This window comes from Collinsella sp. AF15-51, from assembly GCF_003462845.1.
Taxonomy (GTDB): Bacteria; Actinomycetota; Coriobacteriia; order Coriobacteriales; family Coriobacteriaceae; genus Collinsella.
The window spans coordinates 57,114-80,533 of the sequence record NZ_QRYG01000004.1 but is presented as its reverse complement, the minus strand read 5'-3'; the positions used below and the strand labels follow the sequence as shown (position 1 = coordinate 80,533).

Below are 23,420 nucleotides of genomic sequence, written 5' to 3'. Positions count from 1 at the left end.
GGGCCGTATGCAACAGCATTGCTGCGTACGGCCCGTTTTTTGACGGCATTTGGTCAGCTTTTGGTTTGCTTCCGGTACTTACCCGCATGAAAGGTGCCCTCATCATCGGGGCAATGCAGTGTGCGGGAAAGGAGACCCCATGAGTGCCGCAAGCAAAAAGAGCAAGACGCAGCAGCTCAAGGAGCGTTGGGAAAACGGCGAGCTCGACTGCGGGGCGATGACGCCCGAGTTTATCAAGGGACTCAGTCCCCGCGAGCTGGGCATGCTGGGCGAGCTGATCACCATCGACTACTTTAACGAGCGCGGCTACACCTTGCTGGAGCAGGGTTATCGTTGCTCCGAGGGCGAGGCCGATCTGGTGCTGCTCGATGAGCTCGACGATGTCGTGGTGATGGCCGAGGTCAAGACCAGACGCGTCGCACTGGATTGCAGCACGCGGGTCTTTCCCGAGGAGGCCGTGGACGCCCAAAAGCAACGCCGCTACCGCCGCATCGCAAGTTGCTATCTCATGGAGCATTATCCGCTCAAGGCGATTCGCTTCGATGCCGTGGGCGTCACCATTCGCGGCGGGCATATCGCCGAGATCGAGCACCAGTACAACGCGTTCGATTGGCAGGTGTCGTGATGGCGTTCGAGACGTTTGCCGTTCACGCGGCCTGCATTCGCGGCGTCGAGGCGATTCACGTCACGGTCGAGGTCTCGCTTGCCGGCGGCGTTCCGGGCATCCAGATGCTCGGCATTCCGAGTATGGAGGTGATGGAGTCGCGCGGGCGTATCCGGTGCGCCATGCGCTCGGCCGGCTTTGAGATCCCGCGCTCGGGCATTACCGTTAACCTGGCACCCGGCGATATCCGCAAGACCGGTAGCGGCTTTGACCTGCCCATCGCCATCGCGGTTCTAGCGGCCGATGGTCAGATTCCCCGTGACAACCTCGATCGCTGCCTTATCGCCGGCGAGCTTGGCTTGGACGGTACGGTGCTTCCTGTCAAGGGCGAGGTGGCGTTTCAGCTATTGGCTCGCGACATGGGGCTGTCCTTTATCGCCGGCAGGTCCGATCAGCATGTGCCGCTTGCGGGCGTTGATTGCGGCTTTATCGATCATCTGTCTCAGCTTGCTCGCGGCATGGGCGATGCCGTGCGTCATTATCTGGATTCCGAGGGTGTTGAGGCGACCTTTGAGCCCGAACTCGACTATGCCGACGTGCTGGGGCAGGAAGTCGCTAAACGCGGCATGGCGCTGGCGGCGGCAGGAGAACTCGGCTTGCTCATGATCGGGTCCCCGGGATCGGGCAAGACGATGCTCGCGCGTCGTATGACCGGCATCCTGCCCGAGCTTTCCGTTGAGGATCAACAGGAGGCGCTGTGCATCCATTCGGTTTTGGGTGAGAACATCGATGGCTTGTTGGCGGGGCACCGGCCCTTCCGCAGTCCCCACCACAGTATTTCGACCGCAGGTCTTATCGGCGGCGGGCGCCCGGTGCACCCGGGTGAGATCAGCCTTGCTCATGGCGGCGTGCTCTTTTTGGACGAGCTTGCTGAGTTTCCCACGGGTGTGCTGCAGACGCTGCGTCAGCCCATCGAACGCGGCTATGTGAGGATCGTGCGCGTCGACGGGGCCTTTACCTTCCCGTCGCGCTTTCAGCTGCTGGCTGCGAGCAATCCCTGCCCCTGCGGTTTTTTGGGCGATCGCGAGGTACCGTGTCGCTGCTCAGCGGCGATGGTCGAGCGCTATCGGTCTAAACTGCGCGGTCCTTTGGCCGACCGTATCGACATGATGATCGATGTGACCCGTCCCGACCCCCAAGTGATTATCGAGGGTGCGGAGGGTATGTCGTCTGCCGAGTTACGTGACTACGTTGTGCGCGGTCGCGCTTTTCGCGCCTGGCGCGAATCCCGTATGGACGATGCGGATGCCGAGGCCGAAGATGACGAGACACGGTCCATTGACGGCGTCGTTTCGACCTTTGAGCTCGATGATGCGGCGGAGAAGTGTGTGCTCGGCCTGTCGAAGCGCACACATCTCACGGGTCGCGGCATCGTGCGCCTGGTGCGTATCGCGCGTACCATCGCCGACGTCGCCGAGAGCGAGCAAGTGACGCAGGACCACGTGCTCGAGGCAGCGATGTACCAGGGAAGGAGGGACCAATGATGGCCGAGGGGACCTACGAGCTGCATCCAGGTGATGCGTTGTATCCCGAGACCGTTTTGGAGCTTTCTGATGTACCCCAGACGCTCTATGTGCGCGGCAACCCCGAGGTGCTTTCGACGCCCGCGCTCTCCATCATCGGCGCGCGCAAGGCCTCGCCGTATGGTCTTGCCGTGGCAGAGCTTGCGGCAAAGGTGGCGGTCGAGGCGGGAGTGACGGTAGTTTCGGGCGGCGCGGTCGGTTGTGACCAGGCCTCGGGTTGGGCTGCGGTCAACGCCGGCGGCAAACACGTCGTGGTGCTGGGGACGGGCGCCGACGTGGTCTACCCGCGCTCGAGCGCGGGGCTTATTATGCGCACGCTCGATACGGGTGGCGCGGTCGTGTCGATCTCTCCGTGGGGCATGGGTCCGCGCAAGTTTGCCTTTCCGCGCCGCAATCGCGTGATCGCGGCCCTGTCGCAAGCCCTCTTTGTTTCCGAGGCGGGTATGCCTTCCGGGACGTTTTCTACAGCCGAGGCTGCTATGGATTTGGGGCGCGAACTTCTTGTCGTGCCGGGGTCGATCCTATCGCCCGAGTCGCGTGGCACGAATTACCTCATTGCGAACGGTGCCTGCTGCATCATCGACGAGGAATCTATCGAGATGGCTATCTCACGCATCTACGGCACCCTGCGCTACTCGCGCCCCGATGCTCCCGGCATTGCCGACCTGGATCCAACACAGCAGACCGTGATGCATGCGCTCATCGCCTCTCCGCTCAAGGTCGACGACATCGCGGCGCTTGTCTCGCTCGATGCTGTCGGCGTACTCAAACTCTTGGGTTCGCTTGAACTCGAGGGTCTTATCGAGCGCATGATGGATGGAAGGTATGCGCCCTCCAAGTTTGCCCTTCACGCCCAGACGCCCTTCGGTCACAATGGAAAACGTGTCAATTAGAAAGGTGTTTGCAGATGCAGTTCGATCAGGTGACGGTTATCGGTGGCGGTCTGGCGGGTTCGGAATGCGCGATCCAGCTGGCAGACCGCGGTTTTGCCGTAAAGCTGTGCGAGATGCGCCCCCAGGTTAGCTCCCCGGCTCACCATACCGATCACTTGGCAGAGCTCGTCTGCTCCAATTCGTTTAAGTCGACCCGTCCGGATTCCGCGGCTGGTTTGCTGAAGGCCGAGCTTAAGCGCATGGGTTCAGTCCTGCTCGATTGCGCCCATCGCGCGGCTGTTCCCGCCGGCGGTGCCCTGGCGGTCGACCGCGTCAAGTTTTCCGAGCTTGTCGAGGCCGAGGTTGCCGCCCGTCCCAATATCGAGGTCGCGCACGGCGAGGTCACGCAGATTCCCGAGGGCCACGTGGTCATTGCCGCGGGCCCGCTGTGTTCACCGGCGCTGAGCGAAGAGGTCATGAAGCTCGTCGGTGGCGACGCCCTTGCGTTCTTCGATGCCGCGGCGCCGATCGTCGATGCCTCCACGCTCGATATGGACGTGCTGTTTTCGCAGTCGCGCTACGAGGAGCAGGGGAGCGGCGACTATCTCAACGCTCCGCTCAACAAGGAGGAGTACGAGGCCTTTATCGAGGCACTTACCACGGCCGACCGCGTGGTGCTCAAAGACTTTGAGGGCGGCGATCTGTTCCAGGCCTGCCAGCCTGCCGAGGAAGTTGCGCGCACCGGCAAGGACGCCATTCGCTTTGGCGCCATGAAGCCCGTCGGCCTCACCGACCCGCGAACCGGTCGTCGTCCCTGGGCGGCGATTCAGCTGCGTGCCGAGAACAAGGAGAAGACCGCCTATAACCTGGTGGGCTTCCAGACCAACCTGACCTTTGGCGAGCAGAAGCGCGTCTTCCATATGGTGCCGGGCCTGGAGAACGCTGAGTTCTTCCGCTACGGTGTCATGCACCGCAATACCTTTGTCGACGCCCCGCACGTGCTCGATGGCACCTTTGCCGTGCCCGGTACCGGCGTGCGCCTGGCCGGTCAGATCACCGGCACCGAGGGGTACATGGAAGCCGTGGCGACAGGTCTGCTCGCGGCGCTCAACACCTATGCCGAGGCTATCGGTGCCGCGGGCGTCGAGTTGCCGCGCGTGGGCGCCCTGGGTGCGCTCGTGGGCTATGCTACCGATCCTGCCACCGTGGGCTATCAGCCTATGCATGTCAACTTTGGCCTGGTGCCGCCACTCGAGGATGGTAAGCGCCGCAGCAAGCGCGATCGTTACCAGGCTTACGCGGACCGTGCGCTCGAGGCCCTTGATGCCTATCTGGCCACTCGCCCCGATTTGTTTGGAGGCGACCGGTCATAGCCTTTGACCTGTACGACACCGTCGACTCGTTTATCGCCTATATCTCACGTGTCGAGGGACTTTCTCCCAACACGGTGACGGCCTATGGCTCGAGGCTGGAGCGTTTTGCTGCCTGGTGCGAGCGTGAGGATATAGATGCTTTCGCTGCCGACGTGCGCACCATTCGTCGCTATCTTGCCGAACTTTCGCGTGAGCAGGTGGCTCCCCGAACGCTTGCGGCGCATCTGTCGGCTATCCGATCGCTCTATCGATGGATGGCTGCCGAGGGGGTCGTGGAGGGCGATGCAGTCTCGGCGATCGCATCGCCCAAGCTGCCGCGTGACCTGCCGGGCGTCCTTACGACCAAGCAGGTCGAGGCGCTGCTCAAGACGCCTGATACCTCAACACCCGCGGGACTGCGCGATGCGGCGATGCTCGAGCTGCTCTATGCCTCGGGCGCCCGTATCTCTGAGCTCGCAGCACTCAATGTGGAGTCCATTGCGTGGTCCGAACGCACGCTGCGCCTGTGGGGCAAGGGGAGCAAAGAACGTATCGTCCCTCTGTATCGTCGCGCGCTCGAGGCGACGCGTCTCTATATTGAGGAGGGACGGCCGGAGTTGCTCGCTCAGGCAAAGCGTCGTGACCCCGTTACCGGGCCGCATCCGCTGCTTATATCGGCGCGCGGTAATCGCATGAGTGCCGCCATGCTCAGGCGGCGGTTTCATACGCTGGCGACGCTCGCCGGCATGCCTGCCGACATCGCCCCGCATGCGATGCGCCATACCTTTGCGACCGACTTGCTCGAGGGCGGTGCGGACCTGCGCTCGGTTCAAGAGCTGCTGGGCCATGCGAGCCTGTCCACGACGCAGATCTACACGCATCTCACACCCGATCGGCTTAAGCGGGCTGTGGCTCAAGCCCATCCCCGCGGCGAATAGTGGCTGGGACGTCCCGCGCCGCGCTCAGGTGTGTGGTTTTGATTGCGGGTTGGCAGGAAGATGCATTCCTGCTATCATTCATCGGGTTGCTTCACGGCAACAGGTTTTTATCACGCACGCGCGGCTACTTCATACCGTGGTGCCCGGGCTTTGGTAGCACATGTCCGGGTTGGTTTTGGAGGATGACCCCGCGCGGAGGCAAACCACAGGAGGTTTAACATGGCTACCAAGATTAATATCCGCACCCTGCTCGAGGCCGGCTGCCACTTCGGTCACCAGACCCGTCGCTGGAACCCCAAGATGAAGCCGTTCATCTTCGGTGAGCGCAACGGCATCTACATCCTCGACCTTAAGCAGACCATCCTTGACGCCGACCAGGCCTACACCTTCGTCAAGAACGTCGCCAAGGGCGGCAACGTGCTGTTCGTCGGCACCAAGAAGCAGGCTCAGGAGGCCGTCAAGAACGCTGCTGAGCGCGCTAATATGCCCTACATCAACCAGCGTTGGCTCGGCGGTATGCTGACCAACTTCGTCACCATCCGCTCCCGCATCAACCGCATGGAGGAGCTCGAGGCCATGGTCGAGGACGGCCGCATGGCAGTGCTCCCCAAGAAGGAGCAGGCTGTGCTCGGCAAGGAGCTCACCAAGCTCCAGACCAACCTCGGTGGCGCCCGCGACATGAAGGGTCTGCCCCAGGCTCTCTTCGTCATCGACACTAAGCGCGAGGAGAACGCCATCAAGGAGGCTCAGCGCCTGAACATCCCCGTCGTCGCTCTGATCGACACCAACTCCGATCCCGACGAGGTCGAGTACGGCATCCCCTGCAACGATGACGCTATCTCCGCTGTCACCCTTATGTGCGAGCTCATGGCTGACGCCTGCCTCGCTGGCTCCGGTAAGGAGCAGGTCTCCGAGGCCGAGATGGCCGCTGAGCCCAAGGCCGAGTAAATCAGTCTTAGTTAATTCTTTTTCATCTCTTTGAAAGGAACCACAATGGCCCAGATTACCGCCGCTATGGTCAAGCAGCTCCGCGAGATGACCGACTCCCCGATGATGGAGTGCAAGAAGGCTCTCGTCGAGGCTGACGGCGACATGGACGCCGCTGTCGACGTTCTGCGTAAGAACGGCCTTGCCAAGGCTGCCAAGAAGGCTGGCCGTGAGACCAACGAGGGCGCTGTCGCCGCGTTCGTCTCCGAGGATGGCAAGACCGGCGCTCTGCTCGAGCTCTCCTGCGAGACCGACTTCGTTGGCTCCAACGCCAAGTTCACCGGCTTTGCTTCTAAGGTCGCTGAGGTTGTCGCTACCACCGAGCCTGCTGACGTCGATGCTCTGCTCGAGAAGCCGATGGGCGAGGAGACCGTTTCCTCCGAGCTCACCGAGATGATTCACATCATGGGCGAGAACATGAAGATCTCCCGCTTCGCTGCCCGCAAGGCCGAGAACGGCGCGCTCGCTTCTTACATCCACATGGGTGGTAAGATCGGCGTCCTCGTCGAGTTCGCCTTCGAGAAGGCCGTGACCGCTCAGGCTGAGTCCTTCAAGACCTTCGCTCACGACGTTGCCCTTCAGGTTGCCGCCGTCGCCCCGATCTGCGCTACCCGCGATCAGGTTCCGGCCGAGACCGTCGAGCACGAGAAGCAGATCTACATGGCCCAGGCTGCCGAGTCCGGCAAGCCCGAGGCTATCCAGGAGAAGATGGCTGTTGGCCGTCTGGAGAAGTTCTACAAGCAGTCCGTGCTCACCGAGCAGGAGTTCATCAAGGACAGCTCCCTCACCATCAAGAAGTACGCTGAGCAGGTCTCCAAGGAGCTCGGCGACACCATTACCGTCGTTGCCTTTGACCGTCTGGTCCGTGGCGAGTAAATAAGCTCTTGTAGCTGGTAATGAGCAGGCTGTGGGTTTTACTCACAGCCTGCTTTTTCATGGCTCTTATCAGAGCCTTTGATATCATATTGAGAGTCTAATTAAAGGAGGATCGCTTTGTCCGACATCCGATATAAACGCGTGCTTCTTAAGCTTTCCGGCGAAGCACTGATGGGCGACGGCCAATATGGCATCGACCCCAAGGTTACCGATCATCTTGCCAAGCAGGTCAAGGAGCTGCTCGCCGTTGACCATGAGGTCGGCGTCGTTGTCGGCGGCGGCAATATTTTCCGCGGCATGGCAGGCGCTGCCGGTGGCATGGAGCGTGCTCAGGCCGACTACATGGGGATGCTGGCAACCGTTATGAACGCGCTCGCCCTGCAGGATGCCTTCGAGCACAACGATGTTCCTTGCCGCGTGATGAGCGCTATCCAGATGAACGAGATCTGCGAGCCCTATATTCGTCGCCGCGCTATCAACCATCTGTCCAAGGGCAACGTCGTCATCTTCGCTGCCGGTTCGGGCAATCCGTACTTTACGACCGACACCGCCGCGGCTCTTCGTGCGTGCGAGATCGGCGCCGAGATTCTGATTAAAGCCACCAAGGTTGACGGCATCTACGACAAGGATCCCGTCAAGTGCGCCGATGCCGTCCGTTTTGACAAGATTACCTATCACGAGGTTCTCGTCCGCGGTCTGCAGGTTATGGATTCCACGGCTACGGCACTGTGCCAGGATAACCGTATGCCGATTTTGGTCCTCAACATCGATGGCGAGGACACCGTCAAGCGCGCGCTCGCGGGTGAGCCCGTCGGCACGCTCGTCTATCAGGAGGATTAAGCATGGCAGAGAACATCACCGCCCATATGGACAAGTCGCTCGAGTCCCTCAAGCATAACTTCTCCAAGGTCCGTACCGGTCGCGCCAACGCCAACATTCTGTCCGACATCACCGTCGATTATTACGGTGTCCCCACGCCGGTCACGCAGGTTGCCGCCGTCAAGACCCCCGAGGCTCACATGCTGCTCATCGAGCCGTGGGACAAGGCCCTCATCAACGCTATCGTCAAGGCCATCGGCGCTTCCGATCTGGGTATTACCCCCAACTCCGATGGCACCGTCGTTCGTCTTCCGTTCCCGGCTCCCACTGAGGAGCGCCGTCGCGAGCTTGTCAAGGAGTGCCGCGAGTACGCCGAGCAGGCCAAGGTGTCTATCCGTAACATCCGTCGCGACTTCAACAACAAGCTCGAGCGCGATGAGGAGCTCACCGAGGACGATGTCCGTCGCGAGCAGGCCAAGGTCCAGAAGCACACCGATGAGTATGTCGCCAAGGTTGAGGAGCTTCTGAAGGAAAAAGAAGCCGAGGTCATGGAGATCTAAGGTGCAATACGACGAGCATAAACTGGTCGAGTACTTTGCCGACGCCCCTGCGGGCGTCGGTTTTTCCGACCTTGACCTCAATAACATTCCGCACCATATCTCGTGCATCATGGACGGCAACGGTCGTTGGGCCACGTCGCGCGGTCTTGCACGCACCGAGGGCCACAAGGCGGGTATCGTCTCGCTGCGCGAGATCATTACCGCCTGCGTGCGCCTGGGCGTCGACGTGCTTTCGGCCTATGCATTTTCGACCGAAAACTGGAATCGACCGCAGCACGAAGTCAACGTTCTGATGCACCTGTTTGCCAAGACGTTTATCGACGAGCTGCCGCTTCTGAAGCGCGAAAATGTGCGCGTAGTCTTTTTGGGTGACATTTCCGCGCTGCCCAAGAAGACTCGCGACGTTTTTGAGCGCGGTCTTGCCGAGTGCGCCGATCACACCGGTATGACGCTGGCGCTTGCCGTCAACTACGGCGCGCGTGCCGAGATTACCCGCGCTGTCCGTCAGATCGCATCCGACGCTGCCGCCGGTAAGATCGATCCTGCCGCAATTGATGACGACATGGTGGCTTCCCACCTCTATACCGCCGGTCTTCCCGATCCCGAACTTGTGATTCGCACCTCTGGTGAGCTGCGCCTTTCGAACTATCTGCTGTGGCAGGTGGCTTATTCCGAATTCTACGTCACCGATACCTATTGGCCCGACTTTGATCGTTGGGGCCTTGTCGACGCCATTTTGGCCTATCAGGGCCGTGACCGTAGGTTTGGTGGACTGAGCAAGACCGAGGAGGCTTAATCATGTCCGATCGTCCCAAGGCATCTGCTCCCAAGACGCCAGTTTCCGCGGCGCCTGCGCGAAAGGCTGCCACTGCGGGAGCGCCTGCAGCGAAGAACGGCACCGGTTCGTGGTTGGCGGGCTTTATTACCCGTGCCGCCGCCGGTATCGTCTACGCCGTTGTCTTTATCCTGTGCCTGGTTTTGGGTATCGTGCCCACGGCCATCTTTGTTTCTGTCATGAGCGGTCTGTGCTGCTATGAGTTTTTCCGTATGACAAGGCTCGATGGCAAGATGGCTAACGAGCGCATGGGTATCGCTGCCGCCGTACTCTTTCCGCTGTCGGCGTTGGGCGATTCGATGTTGCTGAATGCCCTGCTTTTTGCCTTGATGCTCGCTGTGGGCATTTGGTATGTCTGGTCGCCGCGTACCCGCATCTCCGATGTGGCCGTGACGCTCATGGGTCCCATCTACACTGGCTTTATGCTGTCGGCTATCGTGTTGCTGCGCGATGCCGTGCCCGGTTTTGCCGGCGCCCTGCTTTCAGTGGGCGTTTGCGCGTCCCTTTGGGTCTCCGATTCGTTTGCCTACATCGTGGGCAGCCGTATCGGCAAGCACAAGATGGTTCCCAAGATCTCCCCCAAAAAGAGCTGGGAGGGGTTTGCCGGCGGCATCTTGGGCTCGGTTTTGATTTGGCTCATCCTGTGGGCGACGCACTTCTACAAGCTCAGCCTGCCCTATGCGATGCTGTGCGGCGTGGTCGTGTCCATTCTGGGCGTTATCGGCGACCTTATCGAGTCGCGCATCAAGCGCGGTGTGGGCGTCAAGGATTCCGGCAACCTTATCCCGGGCCACGGCGGAATGCTCGATCGTAGCGATTCGCTTATCTTCGGTTGCATCACCGCACAGCTGTTGCTGATGATTGGAGGCGTGCTGTAATGTCCTTCCAGACGACGTATGGCCCCGATGGACGCCTTCGCGTTGCCATCCTGGGTTGTACGGGCTCTATCGGCACCCAGGCGCTCGATGTGTGCCGCCAGCATGCCGATCGCCTGCAGGTGACGGCGCTGTCCGTTAATTCCAGCACCTCGGAGCTCGTTGCCGCTGCCCGCGAGTTCTCGGTTCCGGCGGTTGCCGTTGCCGATGTCGCTCATGGCGATGACGCCGTGCTGCAGGAGTTGCCCGAGGGCACACAGCTCGGCGTTGGCGCGCAGGCGGTTTGCGAGCTCGCGCGTCGCGACGATGTCGACTGCGTGCTCGTCGCTATTGTGGGCGCCGCCGGTCTCGAGGCGAGCCATGCGGCCTTGACCTCGAATAAGCGCCTTGCCCTTGCCAACAAGGAGTCCCTCGTCGTCGGTGGCGACTTGCTTATGCCGTTGGCGCAACCGGGCCAGCTTATTCCGGTCGACTCTGAGCATTCCGCCATCTACCAGTGCTATCTGGGGGAGAACCCGCGCGAGGCCCACTGCATTTGGCTCACCTGCTCGGGCGGTCCGTTCTTTGGCCGCACGCGCGACGAGCTCGATCGCGTGACGCGTGCCGATGCCCTCGCGCATCCCACGTGGGCCATGGGTGCCAAGATCACCATTGACTCCGCCACCCTCATGAACAAGGGCCTGGAGCGCATTGAGGCCATGCATCTGTTTAACTGCGACCTCGATTTCATTAACGTGGTCGTGCAGCGTCAGTCCAAGATTCACTCTATGGTCGAGTTCGCCGACGGCTCCGTGATGGCGCATCTCGGTGCATCCGACATGCGTATTCCCATCCAGTTCGCGTTCTCGTATCCCGAGCGTTGGGATACTCCGGCGCCTCGTATCGATTTCCGCGAGCTGGGGCAGCTCACGTTTGATGCTGCCGACATGGATACCTTCCGCTGTCTGGCACTGGCCGAGCGTGCCGGCAAGACGGGTGGCACCATGCCGTGCGTGCTCAATGCCGCCAACGAGGTCGCCGTCGATGCCTTCCTGCACGATGGCTGCAGCTTTACCGATATCGATCGCATTGTGGAATCCTGCATGGACGCCCACGATATGCAGGTGGTCGATTCGTTTGAGCAGCTTCGCGACATCGATGCGTGGGCGCGTGAAAAGGCTGCGCAGGTGCTCGCCGCAACCCGTTCCTAACCCATAAGGATTGCTTTTTCGTTTTATGGATACTGTTCTGAGCGTTCTCTCATCGGTCTTTTGGGGCCTGCTGATGCTTTCCGTCCTCGTGTTTTTGCACGAGGGCGGCCACTTTTTGGCGGCGCGCGCCTGCGGCGTCCGTGTGACCGAGTTCTTTTTGGGTCTGCCGTGCCGCTTTGACATCCATTACACGTCGCGTCGCATTGGAACCAAGTTTGGCGTGACCCCGCTGCTGCTGGGTGGCTACGCTGCCATCTGCGGTATGGATCCGACCGATGTTTCGTGCGCCGACCGCGTGCTCGCGGCTATCTATCGTCATGGTCGCGTGACCGTGGCCGACCTTGCTGTCGAGCTCGAGCTTTCCGAGGAGGATGTGCTCGAGGCATGCGCCCTTTTGCTGGGCTGGGGCTCCATCGCGCCCTGGTATGAGGAAGGGGAGAAGCCCTCGCCGAGCTACTATCCCACCAAATATCAGACGTTGCCGCGAGACAAGGCAGGCTATACCACCTTTGATGGTCGCCGTTTCGATCGCGAACATGCGACTGCCGAGGGCGATGTGTGGGAGCTGCCGTGCGGCGAGGCCGAGTTCCTTGCGCAAGAGCGCTCGCACACCTATCTTGGCCAAGGCTTTCTCAAGCGCGCCTTTATGCTGCTCGCGGGCATTATCGTCAATATCTTGACGGGTTTTTTGCTCCTTATGAGCATCTATTCCATTGCGGGTGTCACCGTGCCGATGGATACCAACGTGATCGGTCAGGTTGACGAGGGGTCTATTGCCGCCAAGGCGGGTATCGAGGGCGGTGACGCGATCCTTTCGGTTGACGGTGTCTCATGTTCCACTTGGATGGATGTCTACGATGCCATCGGCAAGGCTGCCGGTAAGGACGATATCGCCATCGAGTACGAGCGTGACGGCAAGCAGCATTCGACCACGGTTGCGCTCAAAGAGGACGAGCGCCTAGGTGTGTATGCCTCTACGCAGGTGGTCCGTTTAGACCCCATCACGTCGGCTCGCCTGTCGTTCTCCTATGTCGTGCAGACAGCGGATGGCGTGATGCGCCTGCTCCAGCCGCAGCATACGATGGAGATTCTCGATCAGTCTTCTTCGATCGTGGGTATTAGCGTTATGTCCTCACAGGCCGCTGCTGCCGGCCCTGCCACGTTCCTTTCCTTTGCCGCCCTCATTTCGTTCTCGCTTGGCTTTATGAACCTGCTGCCCATCCCACCGCTCGATGGCGGCAAGCTGGTCATCGAGATCATTCAAAAGATTGCGGGCCGCGAGCTGCCGCTCAAAGTGCAGACAATCGTCAGCTATGTCGGCATCGCGCTCTTTGCACTGCTGTTTGTCTATATGCTTCGTTCCGACATCCTTCGATTTATTCTGTAGGGGAGTGTTTGGATTGTCTTTATCCCATCCTTTGCCTCGCGAGTTGACGCGCCCCGTGCATGTGGGCGGCGTGCAGATCGGTGGTGGCGCTCCGGTCGTGGTTCAGTCTATGACCTGCACCGATACTGCTGATGCCCAGGCAACGCTTGCGCAAGTGTGCGCGTTGGCGCAGGCTGGCTGCGATATCGTGCGCGTGAGCGTGCCTACCGAGGCTGCGCTCGAGGGCTTTCGCACGATTTGTGCCGAGTCTCCGGTGCCAATCGTCGCCGATATCCATTTTAACCATAAGCTTGCCATTGGCGCTGTCGAGGCTGGTGCCTCTAAGCTGCGCATCAACCCCGGCAATATCGGCGATTGGGCCAAGGTTGACGCTGTCATCGATGCCGCGGGTGCCGCGGGCTGCGCGATTCGCATTGGCGTGAACGCGGGCTCGCTTGAGCAAGATATTGCCGAGCGCGACGACCTCACGCAGCCCGAAAAGCTCGTGATGTCGAGCGAACGCTTTGTGCGGCACTTTGAGGACCGTGGGTTTACCAACATCGTGCTATCCGCCAAGGCCCATAGCGTACAGACGACGCTTGATACCTATCGCGCCCTGTCGCGCGAGATACCGCATGTTCCGCTCCACCTGGGCGTGACGGAGGCGGGGACCAAGCTTCAGGGCACCATCAAGAGCTCTGTAGGCTTGGGTATCTTGCTTTCCGAAGGCATCGGTGACACCATGCGTGTGTCGCTCACGGCCGATCCGGTTGAGGAGCCGCCGGTCGCCTGGGGAATTTTGCAGTCACTGGGCCTGCGTCGCCGTGGTCCCGAGATTGTCTCTTGCCCCACGTGCGCCCGCTGCCAGGTTAACCTGATTCCCATCGCCGAGGAAGTAACCGAGCGGCTTAAGAACTATGCCGCGCCGCTTTCGATTGCCGTCATGGGATGTGCCGTTAATGGCCCCGGTGAGGCTTCTGATGCCGACCTGGGCGTTGCTTGCGGACGTGGTCAGGCCTTGCTCTTTTCGCATGGCCAGATCATTGGTAAAGTAGCTGAGGATCAAATTGTCGACGCGCTTATGGCCGAGGTCGACAAGCTTATTGAGGAGAAGTAAATGACTCGAGCAATGTATATGTCTAAGCTCTATGCGCCGACGCTTAAAGAGGATCCGGCGGACGCTGAGCTCGCCAGCCACCGCCTGTTGCTCCGTGCCGGCATGATCCGCAAGGAGGCCGCCGGCCTGTATTCCTATCTGCCGCTTGCTTGGCGCTCGATCCGCAAGATTGAGAACATCGTGCGCGACGAGATGGACGCTGCCGGCGCCCAGGAGCTTATGATGCCCATCATGGTCGATGCCGAGCTGTGGCGTGAGTCCGGCCGTATCGATGCCTATGGCAAGGAGCTTGTGCGCTTTGATGACCGCCACGGCCGCGAGTTTGTGCTCGGACCCACGCACGAGGAGACCGTGACTGCCCTGGTGCGCAATGAGTTGCGTTCCTACAAGCAGCTGCCAGTGAACCTCTATCACATCCAGGACAAGTTCCGCGATGAGTTCCGTCCCCGCTTTGGCCTGATGCGCGGCCGCGAGTTCATCATGAAGGACGCCTACAGCTTCTCCGCCACGCAGGAGAGCCTGCAGGAGGAGTACGACAAGATGAAGCAGGCCTATGCCAACATTTGCGAGCGCTGCTACATCAAGGCTCTGCCCGTTGTCGCCGACTCCGGCGAGATCGGTGGCGATACCTCCGTCGAGTACATGGCTTTGGCCGACGCTGGCGAGGCTTCGCTCGTCTACTGCGACGATTGCGGCTTCGCTGCCGACGATGAGGCCGCAAGCACCAAGGTCGTTGTGACCGAGGGTCCTGGCGACGGTACGCTTACCAAGGTCGAGACTCCGGGCATGGGCACCATCGAGGCCGTTGCAAAGTTCTTCGGCTTCCCCGAGAACGGCACGCGCAAGTCTCTGGCACTCCTCGACGCCGAGGGCAAGCCCGTCGTGGCCATTGTTCCGGGCGACCACGAGCTCAACGATTGCAAGGCCGAGCATGTCTTTGGCAAGGGCTATCGTATGATGACTGATGAGGAGCTCCAGACCTACGGTCTGCATAAGGGCTTTATCGGACCGGTTAACCTGCCCGAGGGCATTCGCCTGGTGTGCGACGAGAGCCTGCGCGAGTCCAAGCAGTGGGCCTGCGGTGCCAACGAGGTCGATTATCACTTTACCGGTGCCTGCCCCGAGCGCGACTTTACCGTCGACGAGTGGGCCGACTTGGTAACCGTCGTTGCCGGCGATCCCTGCCCGCACTGCGGCAAGCTGCTCTCTGCTGCTCGCGGCATCGAGGTCTCGCAGGTCTTCCAGCTGGGTACCAAGTATTCCGAGGCCATGGGCGCCACCTTTATGGACGAGGACGGCAAGGAGAAGCCGCTTATCATGGGTTGCTACGGCGTGGGCGTGTCCCGCTCGCTTGCTGCCGTCGTGGAGCAGCACAACGACGAGCACGGTATCGTCTGGCCGGTTTCCGTTGCCCCGTACGAGGTCGCTGTGATTCCGCTCGATCCCAAGAAGGAGGAGTGCGCAACCGTCTGCGACCAAATCGTCGAGGGCTTGTGCGCCGAGGGTATCGAGGTCGTCGTCGACGACCGTGACGAGCGTCCCGGCTTTAAGTTTGCCGATAACGACCTTATGGGATTCCCGTATCAGGTGGTGCTTGGCAAGCGTGGCCTTAAGAATGGCACCGTTGAGCTCAAGGACCGTGCCACGGGCGAGCGCGAGGACGTGGCGATTGACGAGGTCGTCGCCAAGGTTGCCGAGCTTGTTAAGGCGGCCCGCCGTTAATCGACGTTTCTGCTATTAGATGTAATTGCGGGGCTGCTCCGTATCTCTCTTAGGATGAGATACGGAGCAGTCTATTTTGTTGCGTGAATAAACTCGATGGGTAAAGGAAAACCCCACAGCCCATATGAGCTGCGGGGTTTTCTTGTGCCTCCGATGCGAAATAAATCGCTCAGATATTACTGATAATCGACGACATCGATCCAGTTCTTCAGGAACTCATCGTTCACGTTGCGCTTACGAGCGAGCTCGGAAGCGGCGACGATGCTCGTCCACTGACGCACGACCTGCATGGGCATGTCGGCGCGGTCGCAGTAGAGCTCCAAGTAGGCCTCAGCCTGGTCCTTGCTGTTGAGGGCGAAGAGCAGGTAGGTGGTGGCAACGTCGGCAGCAGGGGAGCCCTGGGTGGCGTGTGCCCAGTCGCACACATAGAGCTGGCCGTCGTCGCCGACGATGACGTTGGAGGGGTTGAAGTCGCCGTGGCAGACCTTGAACTCCTTGGTCATGCCGTCCAGACGCTCCTGAAGGTTGTAGCGCGTGGTGGCATTGAGCTGATCAAGGCTGTCGATCATGCGGGCGAACTTGTCGCGCTGACGGTTGAGCAGCGGGGAGGTATAGCCGTGGATCTCGATCTGGAGGTCGACGAACATCTCGAGATACTCACCAAAGCGCTGGGGCTCAGCAGTCATCTTCTCGGCAAGGGTGGTGCCCGGAACCTTCTCGGTCACGAGCGCCCAGCCGTTGGCGTTCTCGAGCTGGGAAACCTCGAGAGCCTTGGGGCTGCGGATGCCGCACTCATTGATGCGGGCAAGATTCAAAGCCTCGTTGAACACGTCGGAGACAGGCTTGGTCTCGTTAAAGACCTTGACGATCTTGTCGCCCAGGTCGTAAACGACCTTGTTGCCACGGCGGACGAGCTCGGTCTTGGAATCGGGTAGCAGCATGGTTGCATCCTTTCATCGATGCGATAGAAGCGACGGCGGGGGTGTGTGAAACACCCGTGCACCCCCGCCGTTAAAAACCGTGCTAAAACTAGCAGACGGCGTAGTCCTGAGGCTCGCGGCCGTAGTAGGCGTCCAGGTAGAGCTCCTTGATCTCGCTCATGAGCGGGTAGCGCGGGTTTGCGCCGGTGCACTGGTCGTTGAATGCCTGCTCGGTCATCTCGTCGAGGGTGTCGAGGAAGTACTGCTCGTCAACACCGTAGTCGGCGATGGTCTTCTTGACGCCGATGAAGTCCTTGAGTTCCTCGAGCTTCGTGATGAAGTTCTCGAAAACCTCCTTGTCGTCCTTGCCCTCGATGCCGCAGTACTTGGCCATCTCGGCGTAGTTGTGCAGCGCGTTGGGGTAAGGATACTGGGAGAAGGTACCCATCTTGACGGGAGCCTCGGCGGCGTTGTAGCGCATAACGCGGGTCAGGATGACAGCGTTTGCGAGGCCGTGGGGCAGGTGATGGAAAGCGCCGAGCTTGTGAGCCATGGAGTGGTTGAGGCCCAGGAAGGCGTTGGCGAAGGCCATACCGGCCATGCAAGAGGCGTTGTGCATCTCCTCGCGGGCATGCGGGTCCTTGGCGCCGTTCGTGAAGCTGGAGGGCAGGTTCTCGAAGACGAGCTTAGCAGCGCGCTCGGAGAGGCCCTTGGTGTAGTCGGAAGCCATGATGGAGACGTAGGACTCGATGGCGTGGGTCATGACGTCGATGCCGGAGGCAGCGGTCAGGCCGCGCGGGGCGGTCATGCAGTTGTCGGCGTCGACGATAGCCATGTTGGGGAGCAGCGCGTAGTCGGCGAGCGGCCACTTGATGCCGGTCTCCTTGTCGGTGATGATGGCGAACGGCGTGCACTCGGAGCCGGTACCCGAAGAGGTCGGGACGGCGACGAAGTAGGCCTTCTTGCCCATCTCGGGGAAAGTGAAGATACGCTTGCGGATGTCCATGAAGTCCATGGCCATGTCCTCAAACTTGCACTCGGGGTGCTCGTACATCATCCACATGATCTTGCCGGCGTCCATAGCGGAGCCACCGCCGACGGCGATGATCACGTCAGGCTCAAAGAGAGCCATCTGCTTGGCGCCGCGACGTGCGCACTGCAGCGACGGATCGGGCTCGACGTCGTAGAAGCAGTCGTGGGCGATGCCCATCTCGTCGAGCTTGGCCTCGATGGCGCGGGTGTTGCCATTCTTGAAGAGGAACTGGTCGGTGACGATGAAGGCGCGCTTCTTGCCCATGACGGTACCGAGCTCGTCGAGGGCGACGGGCGTGGAACCCTTCTTGAAGTAGACCTTCTCGGGAGCGCGGAACCACAGCATGTTCTCACGGCGCTCGGCCACAGTCTTAACGTTGATCAAGTGCTTCACCCCAACGTTCTCGGAGACGGAGTTGCCGCCCCAGGAGCCGCAGCCCAGGGTCAGAGACGGCTTCATGCCAAAGTTGTATAGATCACCGATGCCGCCGTGCGAGGACGGGGTGTTGATGACGATACGGCAGGCCTTCATGACGTGCTCGAACAGGCTGATCTTCTCGGCCTGGGCGGGGTGCACGTACAGAGAGGCGGTGTGGCCCGGGCCACCGGCGAGCACCAGGTGCTCGGCCTTGTCGACGGCCTCCTGGAAGTCCTTGGCGTGATACATGGCCAGGACCGGGGAGAGCTTCTCGTGGGAGAACTCCTCCTTGGCGGGGTCGGTGGAGTTGACCTCGGCGATCAGGATCTTGGTCTTGGCAGGAACCTCGATGCCGGCGAGCTCGGCGATCTTGGCGGCAGCCATGCCGGGAATGCGGTGATCGAGAGCGCCGTTCTTGAACATGGCGGCACGCAGGGCCTCCATCTCGGCACCCTGCTTGACGAAGTAGCAGCCGCGCTTCTGGAACTCGGCTTTGACCTGGTCATAGATGGTGTCGATGACGGTCACGGACTGCTCGGAAGCGCAGATCATGCCGTTGTCGAAGGTCTTGGAGTGGATGATGGAGTTGACGGCGAGCAGCACGTCGGCGGTGTCGTCGATGATGACCGGGGTGTTACCGGCGCCAACGCCCAGGGCGGGCTTGCCCGAGGAGTAGGCGGCCTTGACCATGCCCGGGCCACCGGTGGCGAGGATGATGTCGACGTCACGCATGACCATGTTGGTCAGCTCGATGGAGGGGACATCGACCCAGCCGATGATGCCCTCGGGGGCGCCGGCCTTGACGGCGGCGTCAAGCACGAGCTTGGCGGCGGCGATGGTGCACTTGGCGGCTGCCGGGTGCGGGGAGATGATGATGCCGTTGCGGGTCTTCAGGCTGATCAGCGTCTTGAAGATCGCGGTGGAGGTGGGGTTGGTCGTCGGGATGACGGCGCCCACGATGCCGATGGGCTCGGCGATCTTGGTGATGCCGTAAGCCTCGTCGCGCTCCAGAACGCCACAGGTCTTGGTGTTCTTGTAAGCGTTGTAGATGTACTCTGCGGCGTAGTGGTTCTTGATGACCTTGTCCTCAAGAACGCCGCGGCCGGTCTCCTCGATGGCCATCTTTGCCAACGGGATACGAGCCTTGTTGGCGGCCATGGCGGCCTCATAGAAGATCTTGTCGACCTGCTCCTGCGTGTACGTAGCAAAAAGCGCCTGGGCCTCTCGCATCTGAGCGAGCTTAGCCTCAAGCGCCTCTACGTTGTCCACAATTGCGGGAGTAGTGTTTTCCGGTGACTTTTTCACCATTTGTGTCTCCTTGCGATCGGAGATTTACCCTACGCCTTGCATGATAGCAATAAATAATTCGGTAAACGGTAAGATTCCCGTAAAAGGCATACTAAAACGTTTCAATCAAATGAACCGTTTCAACTTAATCCATCAGCCCAATGCATCGCCCCTCTCATTGGGGACAGACATACATGAGTATTTCAATGGGAAAACGGGGAGAACGGGGCACCTGTTTGACAATCGCTATTCGCGGGTCGCGGTCGAGTCGGACACGCAGGCGGTCCAGTTGCTCGATTATATCCATCTCAATCCTGTGAAAGGCGCGCTCGACTCGCTCGATGCGTACCGCTGGTCAAGCTTCAAGGCATATCAGCTGGGCTATGATTCCTTTGACATCTGCAAACACTCATGTAAGTCTGTCCCCAATGAGTGCAAAAAGGCGCCCTCCGTGGGGGAGGACGCCTTTGGTAAGTTCTATACGAACGCGAGGTCTTTGACCCGGAGAGTCCGAGGTACTTGTTGGTAAGACCTTATTTAGGAGCGCGCAACCTTGCCGGACTTGAGGCAGGTGGAGCAAACGTTCATCTTGCGACGGTGACCATCGACGACGACGTAAACGCGCTGGATGTTGGGGCGGAACTTACGGTTGGTGACGCGGTGAGAGTGGCTGATGGAGCGACCGGCAACGGGGTGCTTACCGCAAACTTCGCAAACTTTGGACATAACTGACCCTCCTTGGGCGACAAACGAACATGTCGCGTTAACAAACAAGCCTGAACTATAGCACAGAAGCAGCTCCCTGTGCGTAATCTACACAGAGATATTCCTCTTTTGGCGATAGTGCTCACGCCACGGCCCTGGACGTAGATCCGATTTGCGTGCAGCAGAGGGGATTATGCCAGCTCGTGCGTGCGTTTTCAAGCTCGTCCCACAAATATATATAGGTTTATGGAGCGCCTGCGCCCGTTTACGGATTGTTCTGTATTTATGCTCGCAATTAAGCTCGAGGTTGGCTACACTATCCCTTGACCATTAAAGGGGTACGAGATACCCACATGGAATTACATAGCTGCCAAAGAGCAGCCCTTCCTGTGGGTGTCTGGTCCGCTTTAAGCGGTCGGGCATCTATTTTTTTGACTGTGTCAGCAGTCAAGACATGTGAGGAAGGAGATCGATGGGCACGACTTCCCCCAAGGCGGTCATCATGGACGAGACCGCCGTCAATCGAGCGATGACCCGCATCGCGCACGAGATTCTCGAGCGCAACGAGGGCTGTGAAGACCTCGCTCTGGTCGGCATCGTCACGCGCGGCGACCTTCTGGCAAAGAAGCTCGCCGAGGAGATCAAGGAGATCGAGGGCGTCGACGTTCCGCTCGGCAGCCTGGACATCAGCTTCTACCGCGATGACTATGCGACCAATTTCGCTCCCGCGATCCACGCTACCAACATTCCCTTCAGCGTCGACGGCAAGCGCGTCGTGCTGGTGGACGACATCCTGTATACGGGCCGTACTATCCGCGCCGCTCTGGATGCCGTCATGGACCTGGGCCGTCCGAGCCGCATCGAGCTGGCAGTTCTCGTTGACCGCGGTCACCGTGAGCTCCCCATCTCGCCGGACTTTGTCGGCAAGAACGTTCCCTCGTCGCATGAGGAGAACGTGCACCTATATATGAAGGAAGTCGACGGCCACACCGCCGTCGAGATTAACGACGTTGCGCCGGGTTCCCACGTGGGCTCTGCGCCGCTGGGAGGTGAGTAGTACCGTGGCGTTCAACCATAAGCACCTGATCGACATTACCGAGTACTCCGAAGAGGACATCAAGCTCATCCTCGAGACCGCCAAGGCGTTCTCTGAGGTCAACGAGCGTGCGATCAAGAAGGTCCCCACGCTCAAGGGCAAGACCATCGTCAACATGTTCAACGAGCCCTCGACGCGCACCCGCAGCTCCTTCGAGCTCGCCGAGAAGCGCCTTTCGGCCGACAGCCTCAACTTTGGCGGCTCCTCGACCTCCACGGTCAAGGGCGAGAGCCTCGTCGACACCGTCGAGACCCTCAACGCCTACAAGATTGATTGCATCGTCGTTCGCGATAAGCACGCCGGTGCTCCCTACATCGTCACGCAGAACTCGCCCGCGAGCGTCATCTGCGCCGGCGACGGCAAGCACAACCACCCCACGCAGGCCCTGCTCGACCTGTACACCATCTGGGAGCACAAGGGTGACTTCCACGGTCTGAAGGTCGCCGTCGTCGGCGATATCGCGCACTCCCGCGTGTGCGGCTCGCTGATCCCCGCCCTTAAGATCATGGGCTGCGAGACCTACGCTGTCGCCCCCGGCACGCTGCTGCCGCCGGCGCCCGAGGTTCTGGGTTGCGACCATGTGACGAGCGACCTCGATTCCGTCCTGCCCGAGCTGGACGTCGTCTACATGTTGCGCGTGCAGCAGGAGCGCCTCGAGGGCGCACCGTTCCCCACGATTCGTGAGTACCACAAGCTCTTCGGTCTGACCAAGGACCGCGAGAAGCTCATGAAGCCCGATGCGATTATCTGCCACCCGGGCCCCATCAACCGCGGCGTTGAGTTCGACTCCTATATGGCCGACCACCCGCAACGCTCCGTCATCCTGGAGCAGGTCTACGCCGGTATCTGCGTGCGTATGGCTATCCTGTATCTGCTGCTTGGAGGTGCCGATAATGGCCTTGCTTCTTAAGAATGCCCACGTCGTCGATCCGTCCGTCGAGCTTGACGGTGTCGTCGACGTCCTGATCGACGGTGACAAGATCGCCGAGGTCGGCGAGAACCTCGCCGCCGAGGGAGCCGAGGTCCGCGACCTTTCCGGCAAGTATCTCGTCCCCGGCCTGGTGGATATGCACGTGCATCTGCGCGAGCCTGGCTACGAGGTCAAAGAGGACATCGAGAGCGGCACCCGCGCTGCTGCCAAGGGCGGCTTCACCGGCGTGTGCGCCATGCCCAACACCGATCCCGTCACCGATAACGGCACCGTCGTGGAGTTCGTCAAGTCCCGCGCTGCCGAGGTCGGCCACTGCCGCGTCTATCCGTCGGGCGCCATGACCCGCGGTCTTAAGGGCGAGGCCATGTCCGAGATGGGCGATATGGTCGCCCACGGCGCCGTCGCCTTCACCGACGACGGTCGCGGCGTGCAGGGCGCGGGCATGCTCCGTCGCTGCATGGACTACGGCAAGATGTTCGGCAAGGTCTTTATGAGCCACTGCCAGGACGAGGATCTGGTCGGCCACGGCCAGATCAACGAGGGCAAGGTCTCGACCCGTCTGGCCCTCGAGGGTTGGCCGGCCGCCGGCGAGGAGCTTCAGATTGCCCGCGACATCGAGATTGCCAAGCTGACCGGTGCCAAGCTGCACATCCAGCACATCTCCACCGCTCATGGCCTGGAGCTCGTGCGTGCCGGTAAGGCTGCCGGTGTCCAGGTGACCTGCGAGGCCACCCCGCACCACATGTTCCTGACCGAGAACGACCTGGACGAGACCTACAACACCTCGCTCAAGGTCAATCCGCCGCTGCGCACTGACGAGGATGCCGAGGCCATCCGTCAGGGTGTCATCGACGGTACCGTCGACGCTATCGTTACCGACCACGCTCCCCACACCCCGTGGGAGAAGGCCCGCGAGTTCGAGCTCGCGCCCTTTGGAATGATTGGCCTCGAGACCACGTTGTCGCTCGTGCTCACTGAGCTGGTCAACACGGGCAAGATGAGCGTGAGCCGCATGGTCGAGCTCATGGCCATCAAGCCGCGTGAGATTCTGGGCCTCGATCAGGTTCAGGTCAAGGCGGGCTCTGTCGCCGACCTGACCGTGTTCGACCCCTCCGCAACCTGGACGGTTGGCGAGGACGGTTACGAGTCGCGCGCCGAGAACTCCGGTTTTGCCGGCCGCACGCTCACCGGTCGTGCCACCGATGTATTTGTCGGCGGTAAACAGACGCTTGCCGACGGCTGCATCTGCTAGCATAGCCTTATCGCTTTTGTGCGCGGCGCCCTTGCGGTGCCGCGCTTTCTGTTCGTTTAGACCATGCAACCGCATGGGGGATT

General features: G+C 60.6%; 21 protein-coding genes. 18 read left to right on the top strand and 3 right to left on the bottom strand.

What is annotated here, in order from left to right; translation table 11 throughout:
* Positions 1–139: 139 nt before the first annotated feature.
* The 15 genes from DWW51_RS03510 (at position 140) to DWW51_RS03440 (ending at position 15,696) form a co-directional block, all read left to right on the top strand.
* The gene (locus DWW51_RS03510) at positions 140–625 is read left to right on the top strand and encodes a YraN family protein (protein WP_117637238.1); all 486 of its coding nucleotides are present in this window, start codon (positions 140–142) and stop codon (positions 623–625) included.
* Positions 625–2,148: a YifB family Mg chelatase-like AAA ATPase gene (locus tag DWW51_RS03505; protein ID WP_117736672.1), complete on the top strand. Its 1,524-nt coding sequence runs from the start codon at positions 625–627 to the stop codon at positions 2,146–2,148. The genes DWW51_RS03510 and DWW51_RS03505 overlap by 1 nt, the downstream gene beginning before the upstream one ends.
* On the top strand, positions 2,148–3,080 hold the full coding sequence (locus DWW51_RS03500; protein ID WP_117773574.1) for a DNA-processing protein DprA: 933 nt from the start codon (positions 2,148–2,150) through the stop codon (positions 3,078–3,080). Before DWW51_RS03505 ends, DWW51_RS03500 begins: the two co-directional genes overlap by 1 nt.
* Positions 3,081–3,094: 14 nt before the next feature.
* A complete protein-coding gene (trmFO, locus tag DWW51_RS03495; RefSeq protein WP_117773533.1) occupies positions 3,095–4,432 on the top strand; it encodes a methylenetetrahydrofolate--tRNA-(uracil(54)-C(5))-methyltransferase (FADH(2)-oxidizing) TrmFO in 1,338 nt (445 codons plus the stop codon).
* Positions 4,429–5,349 carry a tyrosine recombinase XerC gene (locus DWW51_RS03490; RefSeq protein WP_117773532.1) on the top strand — a complete coding sequence of 307 codons (921 nt, stop codon included), beginning with the start codon at positions 4,429–4,431 and terminating at the stop codon, positions 5,347–5,349. The genes trmFO and DWW51_RS03490 overlap by 4 nt, the downstream gene beginning before the upstream one ends.
* A 219-nt stretch (positions 5,350–5,568) precedes the next feature.
* On the top strand, positions 5,569–6,297 hold the full coding sequence (gene rpsB, locus DWW51_RS03485) for a 30S ribosomal protein S2 (RefSeq protein WP_006236109.1): 729 nt from the start codon (positions 5,569–5,571) through the stop codon (positions 6,295–6,297).
* A gap of 45 nt (positions 6,298–6,342) precedes the next feature.
* Positions 6,343–7,212 (top strand): translation elongation factor Ts, encoded by an 870-nt coding sequence (tsf, locus tag DWW51_RS03480; RefSeq protein ID WP_117736675.1) that lies wholly within the window; start codon positions 6,343–6,345, stop codon positions 7,210–7,212.
* 117 nt (positions 7,213–7,329) lie between these two features.
* On the top strand, positions 7,330–8,052 hold the full coding sequence (gene pyrH / locus DWW51_RS03475; protein WP_117736676.1) for a UMP kinase: 723 nt from the start codon (positions 7,330–7,332) through the stop codon (positions 8,050–8,052).
* Between the two features lie 2 nt (positions 8,053–8,054).
* A complete protein-coding gene (gene frr / locus DWW51_RS03470; RefSeq protein WP_006236112.1) occupies positions 8,055–8,591 on the top strand; it encodes a ribosome recycling factor in 537 nt (178 codons plus the stop codon).
* Position 8,592: 1 nt separating this feature from the next.
* A complete protein-coding gene (locus DWW51_RS03465; protein WP_117637242.1) occupies positions 8,593–9,387 on the top strand; it encodes an isoprenyl transferase in 795 nt (264 codons plus the stop codon).
* A gap of 2 nt (positions 9,388–9,389) precedes the next feature.
* Positions 9,390–10,304: a phosphatidate cytidylyltransferase gene (locus DWW51_RS03460; RefSeq protein WP_231501560.1), complete on the top strand. Its 915-nt coding sequence runs from the start codon at positions 9,390–9,392 to the stop codon at positions 10,302–10,304.
* Entirely contained in the window at positions 10,304–11,491 is a 1,188-nt protein-coding gene (gene dxr, locus DWW51_RS03455) for a 1-deoxy-D-xylulose-5-phosphate reductoisomerase (RefSeq protein ID WP_117564265.1), read from the top strand. Before DWW51_RS03460 ends, dxr begins: the two co-directional genes overlap by 1 nt.
* A gap of 25 nt (positions 11,492–11,516) precedes the next feature.
* Entirely contained in the window at positions 11,517–12,878 is a 1,362-nt protein-coding gene (locus tag DWW51_RS03450) for an RIP metalloprotease (RefSeq protein WP_117564266.1), read from the top strand.
* A gap of 13 nt (positions 12,879–12,891) precedes the next feature.
* Positions 12,892–13,974: a flavodoxin-dependent (E)-4-hydroxy-3-methylbut-2-enyl-diphosphate synthase gene (ispG, locus tag DWW51_RS03445; protein ID WP_117773531.1), complete on the top strand. Its 1,083-nt coding sequence runs from the start codon at positions 12,892–12,894 to the stop codon at positions 13,972–13,974.
* Positions 13,975–15,696, top strand: coding sequence for a proline--tRNA ligase (locus tag DWW51_RS03440; protein WP_231501559.1), 1,722 nt, complete (start codon positions 13,975–13,977; stop codon positions 15,694–15,696).
* A gap of 176 nt (positions 15,697–15,872) precedes the next feature.
* On the opposite strand, the gene DWW51_RS03435 is transcribed toward DWW51_RS03440, so the two are convergent.
* From DWW51_RS03435 to rpmB, 3 genes are all read right to left on the bottom strand, one after another.
* The gene (locus tag DWW51_RS03435; protein ID WP_006236119.1) at positions 15,873–16,637 is read right to left on the bottom strand and encodes an aminoglycoside phosphotransferase family protein; all 765 of its coding nucleotides are present in this window, start codon (positions 16,635–16,637) and stop codon (positions 15,873–15,875) included.
* A gap of 88 nt (positions 16,638–16,725) precedes the next feature.
* The gene (gene adhE, locus DWW51_RS03430; protein ID WP_117773530.1) at positions 16,726–19,374 is read right to left on the bottom strand and encodes a bifunctional acetaldehyde-CoA/alcohol dehydrogenase; all 2,649 of its coding nucleotides are present in this window, start codon (positions 19,372–19,374) and stop codon (positions 16,726–16,728) included.
* Positions 19,375–19,890: 516 nt separating this feature from the next.
* Positions 19,891–20,079, bottom strand: a complete 189-nt coding sequence (gene rpmB / locus DWW51_RS03420; RefSeq protein WP_022094725.1) for a 50S ribosomal protein L28 — start codon at positions 20,077–20,079, stop codon at positions 19,891–19,893.
* Positions 20,080–20,530: 451 nt separating this feature from the next.
* On the opposite strand from rpmB, the gene pyrR reads away from it, so the two are divergent.
* The 3 genes from pyrR to DWW51_RS03405 are packed head-to-tail and all read left to right on the top strand — an operon-like array spanning position 20,531 to position 23,337.
* The gene (gene pyrR, locus DWW51_RS03415) at positions 20,531–21,115 is read left to right on the top strand and encodes a bifunctional pyr operon transcriptional regulator/uracil phosphoribosyltransferase PyrR (RefSeq protein WP_006236123.1); all 585 of its coding nucleotides are present in this window, start codon (positions 20,531–20,533) and stop codon (positions 21,113–21,115) included.
* 4 nt (positions 21,116–21,119) lie between these two features.
* Positions 21,120–22,064 (top strand): aspartate carbamoyltransferase catalytic subunit, encoded by a 945-nt coding sequence (locus tag DWW51_RS03410; protein ID WP_035138537.1) that lies wholly within the window; start codon positions 21,120–21,122, stop codon positions 22,062–22,064.
* Entirely contained in the window at positions 22,048–23,337 is a 1,290-nt protein-coding gene (locus DWW51_RS03405; protein WP_117773528.1) for a dihydroorotase, read from the top strand. Before DWW51_RS03410 ends, DWW51_RS03405 begins: the two co-directional genes overlap by 17 nt.
* Positions 23,338–23,420 lie beyond the last annotated feature (83 nt).

Excerpts from the sequence above, each read along its gene's own strand:
- DWW51_RS03510 (WP_117637238.1), top strand. The coding sequence starts at position 140 with ATGAGTGCCGCAAGCAAAAAGAGCAAGACGCAGCAGCTCAAGGAGCGT.
- DWW51_RS03505 (WP_117736672.1), top strand. The coding sequence starts at position 625 with ATGGCGTTCGAGACGTTTGCCGTTCACGCGGCCTGCATTCGCGGCGTC.
- DWW51_RS03500 (WP_117773574.1), top strand. The coding sequence starts at position 2,148 with ATGGCCGAGGGGACCTACGAGCTGCATCCAGGTGATGCGTTGTATCCC.
- trmFO (WP_117773533.1), top strand. The coding sequence starts at position 3,095 with ATGCAGTTCGATCAGGTGACGGTTATCGGTGGCGGTCTGGCGGGTTCG.
- rpsB (WP_006236109.1), top strand. The coding sequence starts at position 5,569 with ATGGCTACCAAGATTAATATCCGCACCCTGCTCGAGGCCGGCTGCCAC.
- tsf (WP_117736675.1), top strand. The coding sequence starts at position 6,343 with ATGGCCCAGATTACCGCCGCTATGGTCAAGCAGCTCCGCGAGATGACC.
- frr (WP_006236112.1), top strand. The coding sequence starts at position 8,055 with ATGGCAGAGAACATCACCGCCCATATGGACAAGTCGCTCGAGTCCCTC.
- DWW51_RS03460 (WP_231501560.1), top strand. The coding sequence starts at position 9,390 with ATGTCCGATCGTCCCAAGGCATCTGCTCCCAAGACGCCAGTTTCCGCG.
- dxr (WP_117564265.1), top strand. The coding sequence starts at position 10,304 with ATGTCCTTCCAGACGACGTATGGCCCCGATGGACGCCTTCGCGTTGCC.
- DWW51_RS03450 (WP_117564266.1), top strand. The coding sequence starts at position 11,517 with ATGGATACTGTTCTGAGCGTTCTCTCATCGGTCTTTTGGGGCCTGCTG.
- DWW51_RS03440 (WP_231501559.1), top strand. The coding sequence starts at position 13,975 with ATGACTCGAGCAATGTATATGTCTAAGCTCTATGCGCCGACGCTTAAA.
- DWW51_RS03435 (WP_006236119.1), bottom strand. The coding sequence starts at position 16,637 with ATGCTGCTACCCGATTCCAAGACCGAGCTCGTCCGCCGTGGCAACAAG.
- adhE (WP_117773530.1), bottom strand. The coding sequence starts at position 19,374 with ATGGTGAAAAAGTCACCGGAAAACACTACTCCCGCAATTGTGGACAAC.
- rpmB (WP_022094725.1), bottom strand. The coding sequence starts at position 20,079 with ATGTCCAAAGTTTGCGAAGTTTGCGGTAAGCACCCCGTTGCCGGTCGC.
- pyrR (WP_006236123.1), top strand. The coding sequence starts at position 20,531 with ATGGGCACGACTTCCCCCAAGGCGGTCATCATGGACGAGACCGCCGTC.
- DWW51_RS03405 (WP_117773528.1), top strand. The coding sequence starts at position 22,048 with ATGGCCTTGCTTCTTAAGAATGCCCACGTCGTCGATCCGTCCGTCGAG.